The 15,140-nt window shown below is 69.6% G+C and carries 2 protein-coding genes; one reads left to right on the forward strand and one right to left on the reverse strand.

Features of this window, described 5'->3' with window-relative positions:
- The first annotated feature begins 719 nt into the window (after window positions 1–719).
- Complete coding sequence (locus tag KU887_RS34480; protein ID WP_258258678.1) at window positions 720–14,396, forward strand: LWXIA domain-containing protein; 13,677 nt, start codon at window positions 720–722, stop codon at window positions 14,394–14,396.
- Window positions 14,397–14,417: 21 nt separating this feature from the next.
- Here the strand turns inward: KU887_RS34480 and KU887_RS34485 are convergent, their stop codons facing one another.
- On the reverse strand, window positions 14,418–15,059 hold the full coding sequence (locus KU887_RS34485) for an HD domain-containing protein (RefSeq protein WP_006497826.1): 642 nt from the start codon (window positions 15,057–15,059) through the stop codon (window positions 14,418–14,420).
- Window positions 15,060–15,140 lie beyond the last annotated feature (81 nt).

The following is a 15,140-nucleotide window of genomic DNA, read 5'->3' on the forward strand; positions in this document are numbered from 1 at the left end:
TGCGAATCGAAGATTCGCCTCGGTGAGGCCGGGTTCATATTCAGTATATAAAGTCATCGATCCATAATGATCGGAAGTTGTCACGTAACAATTTCCCAACGGTGACCGAACGGAATGAAGGAAGCGCGCCGCTTCCCCGGCCGGTGCGTTGTCCTTCCTCGGTGTGACATAGCACTCGGCGAATTACACGTCGACCGCATGCTCCAGCAAGCCGACCGCGGCCCACCGGAGGTCGACGCGACCTAGCCAGATAGTGGCCAGCTATTGGCCCGCCGCGAAAGCGAATCACCCGCTGTATCGGTTCCTGTTCCCTCTCCCATCGATATCGATTCGACGCACTCGTGTCGCTGCACTCTCTCGCCCGCTTCCGGGCAGACAGCACGACCCCACAACACCCCCACCACCACCCATTACTTCGCATACCTGATCAAAAAAACGGAAAGCAAACGGTAAGACAGCATCCACCACCGAAAGCCAGCTGTAACACACGCCCTCGCCCGAATCGATGCGCAAACCGCCTCATCGCCCCGCGTCGGGTCCCGCGCACTATCGGTGCATGATCGCGTCTCGTAGCGATCCCCGGACCGTTCGTCTCGCCCTCGTCGCACGCTACGAATCGCCCCCGTGCCTGCCCCAACCGCTTCCGTACACTCGAAATCGCGCCATGCGGCGCTGGCGGCGTGCACCCTGCGTACGGCCGCGCCTGACGGGAGCCTTGCATGTTGTCCATCGATGGAATGGGTTTGGGGTTGAACTGGCAGCGTTTCCTGTCGCAAACGCTGGATCCCGACCTCGCCCCGAAACCGCCGCGCAATACGGACGGTACGTCCAACGACGGCCCGAACAACGGCCCGGCCAACCCGGTGAACCCGACCACCGTGCCGCCGATTTCCGTGCAGGCCGACCTCGGCACCGATCCGTCCAAGCCGACCAATGCCGAAATCGCGTCGGCCACCGCGCTGCTCCGGAACATGGCCGACCAGTATCGCGTCGCGCCGCCCGAGATCACCGTCGACAACGACACGACGCAAGCCGTCCAGCGCGTGATCCAGGACGCGCAGACCAGGTACGACGACGCGCAACACACGCTGCAAGGCGCGCAGGGCGTGCTGCGGATGACGAACCGCGACCCCGAAGCGACACCCGACGAGCGCAAGGCCGCGCGCGACAACTACACGAAGGCGCACGACGCGGCCGCCACCGCGCAACGCGAACTCGACGTCACGACCGACGCCGGCTACCGGATCCTGTACGGCGAACAGGCGAAAGCCGACCAGTACAGCGCCGACCCGAGCAACGACAAAATCGAGGGGCCCGCGCAGCAGCAGGCCGATGCGAAGCTCGCCGCGCTGCAGAAACTGTTTCCCGACCAGACCAAGGCGAATCCGAACTTCATCCCGCAGCAGGGCGATTGCAAGACGCCCGCCCAGGTCCAGGCCTACGACGACTGGCAGTCGGCGACGTCGACCGCGGTAACGGCGCAGGCGAAGTACTGGGCGGACGTCAGCAACGCGAATCTCGCCTATACGCAATTCCAGTCGTACATGGCCGACCCTGCCTACAAGGATGCGATCGATACCGGCGTCGGCAAGCTGAACGATGCGCTCGAGCCGCTGCAATTGCAGGTCGACCTGCCCGATCCGCCGCCCGCCGACGCGAACGGCAACGTCGACATGAACGCGGTGCAGGCCAATATCGCGCAGGCCGCGAAGCTCGCCAATTACTCGAACGCGGCCTATGCGGCATCGCTCGACGCGCAGCAGGTCACGACGTTGCAGCAGAAATACGACGCCGACAGCGCGTGCCTGATCGGCTCGACGCCCGGCGCGACGAAAGACGACAAGGCCGCGCTCGATCGCGCGACGACGCAGGCGAACACGAGCGGCAGCTACATGCAGATGCTCGGCGCGCAGTTGACCGTCGACGACTTGCAGACCAAGTACGACACCGCGAAATCGGCATCCGACGACTGGCATATCGCGAATCCGCGCTCGCTGGACCCGCATCCGACCGTCGACGCCGACCTCGCCGCCGCGTCCGATGCGCTCGCACAGGCGAAGCAGAAGGCCAGCCTCGCGCACGACGGATTCGTCGTCGCGTACGGCAAGACGCTCGCGCAGCAGTATGACGACGCCGGCGCGCAGATCGATGCGCAGCTCAAGCCGAAGGTGCCGTTCGTGCTGCAGAACCCGACACCGACGCTGTCGACGAATCCACCGCCGTCCACGACGCCGCCGTCCCCGTCGGCGCAGCCGTCGCCGTCGCTCAGCACGTCGCTGCCGAGCCCATCGAGCACCGCGAGTTCCGCGGCGCCGTCGACGACCCAGACGCCGACACCGTCGTCGTCGTTGAGCACGTCGGCGCCGCCCGCCGCGCTATCGACGTCGCTCCCGCCCACGACGCTGTTCACGAATCCGTCGTTCGTGCTGCAGCCGCCCGGCTCGAACACGTCCGTGCCGACCACCGCGACCGGCCAGACCGCCCTCGACGCGAAAAAGCTCCATGTCGTCGCGGGCGCGCTGCGCGCGGCCGACGGCCGCCTGTCCAACACGTTCAACGACGCGGCCGCGAAATTCCAGCTGGCGAACGCGAAGACGCAGGAAGGCGTGCTGAAGGGCAAGCTCGCGGACATGCAGAAAACCTACGACGACTGGTACGCGAACCACCCGACGCCGGTGCGCATGCGCGAGGTGAACGGCGACGAGATCCCGATGCCCACGCCGCGGCGGCCGAATCCGTACCAGGATCGGCTCGACGAGGCGCGCAACAACCTGCAGCAGGCCGACGCGACCATCAACAAGCTGCAGTTGCTGACCGAGATGTCGCGTCAGCAGGTGCTGCTCGACCAGTTCGATGCGAGCCTCGCCGAGAACCTGCGCAACCCGCAGAGCCAGGACGACAAGGATGCCTATTCGAAGGCGCTCGACGGCTTCTTCCGCGCGCACCAGGGCGAGCTGTCGCAATCGCTGCTCGACCAGGCGGGCGCGAGCACGAACAAGGCCGCGACGATCGATTTCGGCAAGCTGACCGACAACGAGCAGCGCAACCTGATCGGCACCGCGATCGGCCTCCCGCCCGACGTGCAGCCGTCGGCGGACACGGGCACGCCCACCGCGCCGGTCAACGACGACTCGGTGCGCTACACCGACAACGAAAAGCTCGACACGATCAACAAGGTGCGCGGCGAAATCCTCGAGCTCGGCGGCGGCAGCGGCACGCAGGTCAACATCCTGCCGCTGATCTACTCGGACAAGACGGCCGGGATGGTGACGAGCGCGCTCTTCAAGGTCACCGACAGCAAGGGCCACGTCCAGTACGTCGACGACACGTCGGCGAATTACGACAACATCGGCGACTACCTCGACAACAACCAGCTTGCGTCGAGCGGCACGCTCGATCTCGTGACCGGCTACGACGACAACGGGCACGCGCAGTTCCAGCAGAAGAGCGCGCATCACGACGACTGGTTCGACAGCGCGCTGAACACGCTGACCGGCGGCAAGGTGAACCTCGGGATGATGGGCCTCGGGCTGCTGATGGAAGGCGCCGGCGTGCTGCTCGACGCAACCGGCGTCGGCGTGTTCGCCGGCGGCGCGCTGAACTTCGCGGGCGGGCTGATGATGGATACGGCGATCGGCTCGAGCATGACGAAATCCGCGCTCGATATCGGCTCGCGCTGGGAACACAACCAGAGCATCAATCCGTTCACCGACGCCGGCGCGCGCGGCGACTGGCTCAACCTCGTACCGATGGGCGCGGCCGGCGCGGCGAAATTCGCGGGCTCGGAAGTCTTCGCCAGGACGGTCACCGCGCTGCGCTCGGCGAGGGCCGCGCGAATCAGCACCGCGATCGTGCGCGGCACCTCGCTCGCCACCGGCCTCGGCGCCGCCGGCGAAAGCTTCGTCGAAGCCGCTGTCGACTTCGCGCACGGGGACCGCGAGCACGGCTGGGACGCGCTCAAGTCCGGCTTCACGAACGTCGCGCTGATGGGCGCGGGCGGCGTGCGGGACCGCGTGGTCAACGCGACGGTGCGCGTCACCGGCCGGCCGGTGGTCGCCCGCTCGGCAGGCGGCGAGCGCATCTCGATCGACGGACAGCAACTGCAGAAGATCCTGAGCAGGAACGAGCCGTCGCAACTCGCGTTCGGCGCGACGCGCGCGTCGCTCGACGGCGTCGACATCAAGGTCGCGAAAGACGGCACGCTGATGGCGGGCGACAAGGTGCTCACCTACGACAACATGCCCGTGCGCGTGCTCGACTCGCTCAACAACAAGGACCTGAACCACCTGCCGCGCGGGACGTCGGTGATCCTCGGTGAGAACGGCGAACTGAGCATCGTCAAGCTGACCGGCAAGACCTGGACCGAAGGCACGAAGATCGATTCGGTCACGGAGACGGGCGACCGGCTGTCGTTCGGCAGCGACGGCGAAATCAACGCGCCGTCGAAGCTCGTCGCGAAAACGCCCGTCCCGTCGCGCAACGACCCGCGGCAACCGGCAAGCAACGACACGCCGCCGGCCGACAGCGCGCCGCGCACCACGCCCGCCAACGAAGCCGCGGCGCGCGCCACCGCAGCGAACGACACGGCCACCGCGACCACGGCCGCCAGCGCACGCAACGCGCAGCACACGAGCGAAGCGCAGGCCGCGCGCGACGAGAACCAGCAGGAAACGCGCGCGTCCGATTCGCATGTCGCCGCGCAGAATCGCCGCAGCAGCGACCTGCGCGCGGTGCACGATCCGGCCGTCGCGCGGACGCCCGGCGCACCCGGCGCGGGCGCGCTCGAGGAACCGGCCAGCGTCGCGCCGCGCACGCCGGTCCGCGTGATCGACCTGACCGACGCCGAACCGGCCTCCCGGCCCGCGACGCGCGACCCGGCCGGCGTGTCGGTACCGCGCGGCCCGTCGGTCGAGGCGCTCGACCATGGCGAGCACACGCTCTTGATCGTGCGCAACGGCGAGGACCCGGCGGCCGCCCGGCCCGACGCCGCGCGGCCGCGCGCGGCGGGCGAGCTGCCCGCCGACGTCGCGGAACCGATCGTCGTCATCGCCGATGCCGCGGACGCGCACGTCGCCCCCGAACTCGCGAACCGCTGGCAGCGGCCGGTATTCGCGGCCGCGCCGGATGCCCTGCACGCCGACGGCACGTTGCGCGCCGATGCGCCGCTGACACGCTACCTGCCCGCCCCCGACGCCGTGGCGGCCGGCGGCCGCGTCGTCGGCACGAACGCGCAGGCGGCCCACGCCGACGCGGCGGGCGTCGTCGAAGCCGACCCGCCTGAGGCGAATCCGGACGCGCCCGCCGCGCGCCGCGCGCCACGCCCCGTGAACGACGACACCGTCGTCGTGCTCGCGTCGACCCGGCGCAACGTCGCCGACCCCGACACGCATGCCGCCGTGCCGCAGCCGCCCGCGCGCGCGGCGCGTGCGCTGGACGGCGCATTCAGCGCGCCCAACCGCATCCTCGTGCTCGTCAAGCCGGCCGAACGCGCCCCCACGCAAGCGGCGAACGATGCACGCGAGGCAGCCGCGCCCAAGCCGGCCCGGGACGCGCGAACCCAGGACCACGCGCTTCCGGCCGCCGCCCACCCGGACACCACCGAAGCGCCGGCGGACCCGTCGCTTGCCGGCCCGGGCCTGTTCACGCGGCTGCAGATGCGCTTCGGCGGCGCGCCGCTGCCGGACGCGGTCCACGCGCTCGCGCAGCAATCGGGCACGCTCACGCAGCAGTTGCGGATGCTGAGCGACGCCGGCTGGCGCGTGAGCCTCGGCAAGCGCGGCGGCGGCAGCCGGATCGATCCGAAGCGGCGCCGCGTGACGATCGACGGCGCGCTGCACGATTCGGGCAGCATCACCTATACGCTCGCGCACGAGGCGAAGCATGCGGTCGAGGCGATCGACGGCACACTGGATTCGCTCGACTACAGCGGCCGCAGCCGCTTCACGCGCAAGGCGCTCGAAGCCGAAGCGCGCGCCCAGATCAACGCGTTCGAAGCGCGCTACGAGATCGATCTCGCGGGAGGCGGCGACATCGCGGCGAACACGACGCTGCCCGATGCGCTGCAGCACGAGGCCGACCGCTGGTCGCCATCGAGCGACTATGCGGGCACGGTCGAGCGGCTCGCCGACGCGTTCGCCGATGCGCCGGTGTCGGGCCGCCGCGGCGAGACGTACCAGGCGTTTTACGACGGCATCTGGGACAAGCAGAAGCGCCACGGCGGCGCCCCGCGCCGGATGCCGGCGCCGCACACGACCGAAGGGACCGGTGGCGCGCACCTGCCGCGCACGCTCGAGGAACAGGTGCGGTGGAGCGTCGCGCATGCGGAAACGATCTCGCCGTTCGCCGAACGCGGGCGTCACGAGCCGCGGCAGATGACGCTGCGGATGCTGGACGAACGCACGTCGTCGGGAACCGAGGAACCGGTGACGATCATTCGCGGCCGAACCGACGCCACGGGCCAACTGCTCGACGCACACGGCCGCCCCGCGCAGCACGTGCCGTTTTCGATCGCGCACTTCCTCGCCGGCACGTCGACCAGCGCCGGCACCGGCCGCGCGCTGGTCCTCGCGGCCGACGACGGACACGCGGCCGCGGCATGGCTCACGAACACCTGGCAACGGCCGGTCTACGTGCCGGACGGCGGCACGATCCGCGCGTTCGACGCGGCCATGCGCAACCCGGGCAGCCAGCGGCCCGAGGCGCGATTCGACCACGCCCCCACGTGGACCCGCTATGCGCCGTCGCCGCGCGAGCGGATCGACTACGGCGAACTGGCCGTCGACGCGCACGGCCTCTACGTCGCGGGCGATCCGTCACGGCGACTGGACCCGCAAGCGCTGATCGGCCCGTTCCTCGGCGCCGGCATCGAAAAGAGCGTGTTCGAACTCGGCAAGCGCAACGCGATCGGCCTGTACGACGTCGATCCATCGAGGCCGCGCGACGGCCAGCTCGAGAATCATTACGACGCGCTCGACACCGAACGCACCGGGCTCGACCTGCTGCGCCGCTACGGCATGCGCACGCTGACCATCGACGGCCCGTTCTCGGTCGGCAACCGGATCGGGATCCTCTACCATCCGCTCGCCGAACTCAGCAGCCGTGCCATCTCGCTCGGCGCGTTGCCGTCACGTATCACGCACGACTCGATGCAACAGCTTGCCGCGATGCGCGAAATCGTCGAGCGCGATGGCCTGGTGTTCGATTTTCAGGGGGTGGTCGACGCGCGCGGCGAGTTCTACTTCAGCGACCCGGCCACGATATTCCGCACCGATGACCGCGAGGAAATCGACGCCACGCTCGAGGAAATCGACACCGTGATCGCGCCGCTCGAGCGCGGCATCCGCACCGGCAGCATCGTGCTCGCGCATCCGGCGATCAGCGAATCGCTGCCGGACGGCGCGTTCGTCCAGAAGCCGTCGCGCTTCACGCGGATCCGGATGTGGTTCGGCGGCGCGCCGCTGCCCGACGCCGCCTATGCGCTCGCCGGCCAGTCGAGCCTCCTCGCCGACCAGTTGCGCCTGCTGAAATCGGATGGCTGGCAGGTCGTGTGGGGCCGCGCGGGACGCGGCAGCCGCACCGACGTCGAGCAGCGCCGGATCGTGGTCGACGGCGGCCTGCGCGGCACCGGCACGCTCGTCTACACGCTCGCGCACGAAGCCGGCCACGCGGCCGACGTGTCGAACGACCGGCTCGGCCTCGATACCAGCAGCCCGGAAGCGTACGTGCAAAGCACGCTGCTCGCCGAAGCGCGCGCGCAGGCCAACGCGTTCGCGGTGCGCAAGCAGATCCTCGAATCGACCGGCGTCGACATCGCCGAGCACGCGGTGCTGCCCGATGCGATCGCGCGCGAAGCCGATCACGTGATGCCGGGCGACGACGCCGGCCTCGCGCGCCTCGCCGACGCATTCGGCAATGCCCCCGTATCCGGCCGCGACGGCGAACACTACCGTGCGTTCTACGGCAGCACATGGGACCGCCAGCAGCAGCCGGGCAACGCAGCGCTGCGCATGCCCGCGCCGCACACGGCCGAATCGTCCGGCGGCAGCGGCGGCGCACGGCTGCCGCGCACGCTCGACGAACAGGCGCAGTGGAGCCACGCGCACGCGGACCGTGCATCGCCGTTTCCGCGCCGCTGGTTCGGCGGCGGCTCGCCGACACTGTCCTTCTCGCGCCACGGTCCGGTGTCCTATGCGAACGGCGAACCGCTGACGCTCGTCCATGCGCGAACCGACGCAGCCGGCGGCCTGCTGGACGCACGTGGCAACCCCGCCACGCCGGTCGACTATTCGATCGACCATCGCCATGCGTTCACGCCCGCCCGGGCCGGCGCCCCCATCGTGCTCGCGGGCGAAGGCGGGGCCGCACACGCCGCGTGGCTCGCGAACCTGTGGCAACGCACGATCTACGTGCCCGACAGCGGCACGGTCCGCACGCTCGGCGAACCGCGCGGCGAGGGCACGCAGCGCATGCGGTTCGGCGGCCCGCGCGCATGGACGCGCTACACGCCGTCGCCGCGCGAACGGATCGACGCGGGCGCGCTCGCCGTCGACGAACACGGGCTGCACGTCGCCGGCGATCCGTCGCGGCGCGTCGATCCCGATGCGCTGCTCGGCCCGTTCCTCGGCGCGGGCACCGCGAAGGCGGTATTCGAACTCGGCAAGCGCAACGCGATCGGCGTGTTCGACGCCAGCGGCGACAAGGCCCGCACGATGCTCGCCCACGAAAAGCGCGGGCTCGAGCAGTTGACGCAGCTCGGCATGCGCACGGTCACGGTCGACGGGCCGTTCACGTACCACGGGCGCGTCGCGGTGCTGTACAGCCCGCTGGCCGAACTCGGCAGCCTCGACGTGATGCACGGCATCCTGCCGAAGCGCGTGACGCGCGAATCGATGCGCCAGCTCGTCGCGATGCGCGAGCTGGCCGCGCGGCACGGCCTGTCGTTCGATTTCGAGGGCCTGTTCGATGCGAACGGCGAGTTCCACTTCAGCGATCCGTCCGTCCTGATCCCGCATCCGGACCCGGCAACCAACCGCACGCCCGGGATGATCGACGCCGTCATCCAGCCGCTCGAACGCGGCATCGCCAGCGGCCACGTCGAACTCGCGCACCCGCTGATCAGCGAATCGCTGCCGGACGGCGCGTTCGTGCAGAAACCGTCGCGCTTCACGCGGATCCGGACGTGGTTCGGCGGCGCGCCGCTACCCGACGCCGCGTACGCGCTGGCCGACCAGTCGAGCCTGCTCGCCGCGCAACTGCGGCTGCTGAACCCCGGCCGCTGGCAGATCGTGCAGGGCCGCGCGGGCGCCGGCAGCAAGGTCGATGCCGAACAGCGCCGGATCGTGATCGACGGCGGCCTGCGCAACGCCGGCACGATCGTCTACGTGCTCGCCCACGAGGTCGGTCATGCGGTCGACGTGGCGACGAACCGGCTCGACCTCGACACCAGCAGCCCCGACGCATATGCGGAAAGCGCGCTGCGCGCCGAGGCGCGCGCGCAGGCCAACGCGTTCGCGGTGCGCAAGCAGATCCTCGAATCGACCGGCATCGACATCGCCGCGCACGCGGTACTGCCCGACGCGATCGCGCGCGAAGCCGACCATGTGATGCCGGGCGACGCGGCCGGCCTCGCGCGCCTCGCCGACGCGTTCGGCAACGTGCAGACGTCGCTGCCCGGCAACCCCGTCTATCGGGCGCTGTACCGCACGCAGGCCGAGCAGGCGCTGCGCGACGGCCAGGCCGGGCGAGCCGGCGCCATGCCGCGGACGATGCCGTCGATGATGATGTGGCCGATGGACCCGTCGTCGTTCCTGCCGGCCGCCCCCGTGCTTGCGCCCGAGGCCCGCGCGGCCGACTGGCTCGACGCGCACGGCAAGCGCGATCTGAAGCGCATCGACGGCACGCAACTGGCCGACATCCGCGACCTCGCGCAATACGCGGGCCCCAACGCCCACGTGCTGATCGCGAAGCACGCCGATCGGCCGGCGGACGACGGCACGCATCCGCAACCCGAATTCGTCGCGAGCCTGACGACCGATGCGCATGGCCAGCCCGGTCAGGTCGAATCGATCGATCCGGGCGGCGCGCCGTCGCACGACTTGCGCGACGCGCTCTATCCGGGCACGCGTCCGCGCAAGCGCAGCGGCAGCGCGACGCCGCATGAAGCGCGTGCGCAATTCGACTTCTACCTGTCGCCGGTGTCGCTCGACGAGCTGCGGCAATTCGGCGGCGCGGCGAAGGTCGAAGCCGTCGACTCGAAACGCGTATGGAATGCCGAGCCTTCCGGCGACGCGCCTGCGCAGGAGGTCGTCGAGCAGATCGGCAAACTCGCCGGCGCGCCGCAATTCAAGCGGCCCAAGGCGGCCGCGAAGGTCGCCGACGACAGCACGACGATCTTCGCGGTCGACCGGAAAACCGGCAAGGTGCTCGGCTACGCCGTGCCCAAGCAAGGCGGCAGCGGCTGGGCGTATCACGAGAAAACCTCGGTTGGCGATGCATCGATCGCCGAACAGGATCTTGGCGCCGCATTCCGCCGCCGCGCCCGCGGCCTGCCCGACGGACGGCGCGGCGTCGTGTTCGTCCCGTCGTCGCTGCCGGAATCGGTGGTATCCCGCTATGGCGGCTTCGCGCCGGCCGAGCGGGCGTTGCCGATCGCCGAGCAAAAGCCGCCGTCGATGAAAACGAGCGACCGCGTGCAGCGCCGGCTCGGCAAGCTTCAGTCGAGAGGCAAGCCGCCGGCCGGCGCGACATCGCTCGCCAACCCGCGGGTCGCGCCGAACCTGCTGCCGAAATCGGCTGACGACGTGCACGATTTCAACGGCGCGAACACGCTGCACCTGCGGCGCGTGATCGATCTCGGCCAGGTCGGCCCGGAATACTTCATCTACGTCTACGGTACGGAAGGCGCGCTGATCGACACGCTGCATCAGCCTGACGGCCTCCTCGCGACCCGCGACGGCACGTTGCAATGGTTCGACGATGCCGCGCATTTCGCCGACGAGCGCAAGCCCGGCGTCGATCTCGACAGGACGAAGATCGGCGGCGGTCCGGACGGCTCGGACCGGCACTTTCTCGTGACGCGGCTCGACCCGGCGGAATTCGATGCACGCACGAAGCCGACGCAGGTCGCGGCCTATGCGCTGAAACAAGCGGAACTCGACAAGCAGTTGCAGAAGGCCGCCGCGGAATCGTCCGCGCCGTTCGGCGAACTGCGGCGCCGCATCGCGGCCGAACTGGCGGCCGCGAAGCACCAGCAGGCCACACTTGCCGGCGATCCCGCGTCCGGCACGGCGTCCGCCAATCCGCCCGCGAAACCGAACAAGGCTGCGCGCGGCAAGGGCAAGAAAGGCAGCCGGAACGCGCCGGCGGCGCCCGCACCGGCCGCGTCGCCGGCGCCGCAGGCCGCGCCGGCCGGCAAGCCGTTCAGCATCAAGACCTATCAGCCGGGCCTGACGAGCGCGACGGTCGCCGAATGGATCCTCCGCTTCGGCAAGGCGAAGCTCGACGACTGGTTCCCGGAGCACGAGCGCGTGAAGGCGTTCGCGGGCCGCACCGGCGAGCCGCTCGACCTCGGCGCGACACGCCAGGTCATGATGGCCGACAGCGTGATGATGAAGGCGCTCGGCATCCCGTTGCGGCTCGCGCGCGACGCGTCGAGCATGCCGTGGCGCGGCCCGCTGTCGCGGCCCGACCATGCGGCGAACCTGGTGTCGCGCCATGCGAAGCGCGCGATCACCTATCTGTCGATCGCACGCGCCGCGGACCGGCACGCGTTGCAGGCCTATGCCCGCGCGAAGGCCGAGCTCCAGGATCGCCTCGCGCTGATGGCGCGCGGCTTCACGTTGCGCGACGACCCCGCCGAAATGCTCGTGCTCGTGAAGCGTTATGGCGGGGCGATGCCGGTCGTATCGGTCGCGGTCGATCCGTATTCGCTGGCCGCCGCGCTCGGCCGGAAACACGACCCCGCGTTCATCCGCCGCGTGCGCGAACTCGGCAAGCTCGACAACGCGCAGTTCGACGAAGCGAACGCGCGGATCGACATCGTCGGCACGGGCCGCCATCTCGAACTCGACGACCTCGACCACCTGTTCAAATGGCTCGATGCGGCGTCCGAAGGCGGCTTCGTGCTGCGCCTCGAAACCGCGCCGTCGCGCGCGCTCGTGTCGGCCGAGGACCAGCGCACGCTGGCCGGCACCAACGATGCGTACCACGACTACGTGCGCACGTTCGACGCGCTCGAAACGTGGGCGCGGCAGCACACCGGCAAAACCGCGCCGCATGTGATGGTGACGTTCCACGGCTGGGACGCCGTGCTCGAACCGGCGCCCGGCGACGGCCACCTGAAGCTCGTCGAGGCCGTGCTCGACCGCAAGGAACTCGACTGGGTTCATCTCGGGCTGTCGTATGCGACGCATGGCGCGGACTTCGTCGCGAATCAGGATCTGACCGCCGCCCTCGCCCGCACGCTCGTCGACTACAAGCTGCATGCACCCGACAAACTCGCGCGCCTGCACGGCGCCGATGCGCTCACGCGCGTGTTCGAACGGGTCGGCACGCAAACGCTCGCGAACCAGCATCAGGTGCTGTTCGCCGAAGTCGAACGCGTCGGCCTCGCGAACAAGATGACTCCCGACGAGCTCGCGCAATTGCGCGCCGACCTGTACGAAGGCCATACGACCGCGCTGATGGACCGCGCACGGCAGGCGACGATCACTTATGCGCAGGAGAACTACTGGAACAGCACCGCACCCGCCAACCGGGCCGAGCTGCGCGCACGCGATGCCGGCAAGCGCTGGCTGAACCAGTACGGCCGGCCCGCTACCGAACGCAAGATCGGTGCGCATGCGAACCCGAATGCATCGAGCACCGCGTTCTGGCGCGCGGTGGCCGCCGATCCGAAGCTCGCGATCGACGAGACCAAGCCCGTCCTCGTGAACCGCGACATCGCCGCACAGCCGAGCCACCAGCTCGGCAACCCGCAGGAAGCCGCGCTCGCGCAGCTCAATGCGCTGCGCGTCCACCGCCCGTCGTTCGGCAAGCGCGACTGGGCGTGGTCGCTGGGATTCGGCGGCACGGTGGCCGGCGCCAGCTCGCTCGTCGCGCTGAACGTGTTCAACGGCATGACCGTGATGAGTTCGGATGCGCTGACCCACGCGAACACCGCACTGTTCGTCGGCGCGCGTGCGGGCCGCGTGTTCGGCGCGATGCACCAGGGCGCGGTGCAGAGCCTGCAGAGCGGCGATCCGCGCGCGGTGCACGACGTGCTCGACCGCCTGCAGCGCTCGCTTGCGCAGCAGCTGACCGCGCCGGTACACGGCTACAACCCGGCGCGGCTCCAACAGCTCGACCTGCTGACGAACGAAACCCGCGTGAAGGCGACCCACCTGGTCGACATGCATCGCCAGGGGCTCATCGGCTTCGACGATGCGGCCGCGCAGATCAAGGAACTGTCGGTCGACCTGCTCGCGAACATGCAGGGCATGGTCGGCGGCACGTCGCTCGCGCAACTGCATCACGGCAATTCCCGCCGGCTGCTCGGCCTCGTCGGTCGCGGCAGCGCGATCGTCGGCTATTCGGGGACGATCGCCGTCGGCGTGCACGGGCTGATGACCACGCCGACCGTCGCGGGCGCGCTGACGACCGCGAGCGCGGCGCTCGCCGCGACGTATTCAGGCCTCGTCTATGCAGTGAGCGCGCACCGCGTGAACGCGGACAAGCGCAGCCGCGTCGTGCGCCTGATCGACTCGACGTCGGATTTCGTCGGCGTCGCGAGCGGCGTCGCGGGCTCGATCGCGCAATACGACAAAGGTCACTACGGGCTCGCGGCAACGGCCGCGACGTCGACGTTGATGCTGCTCGGCGCGCGGCTGAACACGCATTTCCCGAACGCGACGCGCTGGGTCAGGAAATACCCGACCGCGCTGATCCTCGTGCCGATCGGAATCTGGGGCTTCACGCAATTGCAGAACCTGTTCTTCGGCCCGCCGTCGGGCGGCTCGGGCTCGTCGCCGCACAAGCCGCAGTCGACGCCGGCATCGCCATCACACCAGCCGCCGCAACCGACCGGCGGCGCGCCGACGGCCGGCCTCGCGCCGGGCACTACCGCAACGCAACCACCCGGGACCGGCACGACGGGCACGACGGCGCCCGCTCAGCCCGCCGCGCCGCCGTCGTCGGCCGCGCAGCCGACCATCGTCGTGGCCGGCGATTCGCTGTGGGTGATCGCCGACGCGCATCGCCAGTCGCTGCTCGACGCCGCGCACGTGTCGCAGCACGACCGCAACGCGATGACGCGCGACCAGCAGGATGCGCGCGCGCTGAACGAGATCCTGCAGCTGAATCCGGGCCTGGCGTCGGCGCCGAACGTGCTGCATGTCGGGCAGTCGATCAACGTCGGCTGATGCGCGGTCGCCCGTGCGCGCTCAGCCGGCCCACGCGGACGAGCGGATCACGCTGCAGAAGTTGCCCGCACGGAAATGCGGATCCTTGTCCGCGAGCACGTCGGCCTTCACGTTGCCGAACGTCGTGCCGGGCTTGTGCTTGATGCCGTCGTAGAACGCCTGAATGATGTCCTCCTTGAAATGCGGCGTGCGCGGATGCGCGCGCACGACCTCCTCCCGCTCGGTATCGCTGTATTCCGGGTAAGTGAGGCCCAGTACGTCCATCTCGACGCCCGCCGTGACCAGCGCGACGACCGGATGCATGTGCTGCGGGATGCCGGGCGTGGTGTGCAGCGCGATCGAGGTCCACACGACATCGATGTCCTGTTGCGAAATCCCGTTGCCCTTCAGGAAATCGCGCGCGGCGTTCGCGCCGTCCACTTCGAAGCGCTCGCATGCACTGCTGTGCCGGTGCGTGAGTCCCATGTCATGGAACATGCAGCCGCAATAGAGCAGCTCGGGGTCGTACTCGAGCCCGCGCCGCCGGCCCGCCAGCGCCGCGAAATAGAACACGCGGCTCGAGTGGTGGAACAGCAGCTCGGATTCGGTATCGCGCACGAGCTCGGTGATCTCGCGCGTCAAACGCGTATCGGGAAGGGTGATGCCGGCAACGCTCACAGTCATGATCGACCTCCATGGAAGACACCTGCGATTTTCCGGAGTCCGACGGGTGTCTCCAATGGACGTATCACGCCGAATCCTGCC

It is taken from the genome of Burkholderia sp. EMB26 (genome assembly GCF_024730645.1).
Classification (GTDB): Bacteria; Pseudomonadota; Gammaproteobacteria; order Burkholderiales; family Burkholderiaceae; genus Burkholderia; species Burkholderia cenocepacia.

Bases quoted from the DNA above. Each gene is read 5' to 3' on its own strand.
- KU887_RS34480 (WP_258258678.1), top strand. From the start codon at position 720: ATGTTGTCCATCGATGGAATGGGTTTGGGGTTGAACTGGCAGCGTTTC.
- KU887_RS34485 (WP_006497826.1), bottom strand. From the start codon at position 15,059: ATGACTGTGAGCGTTGCCGGCATCACCCTTCCCGATACGCGTTTGACG.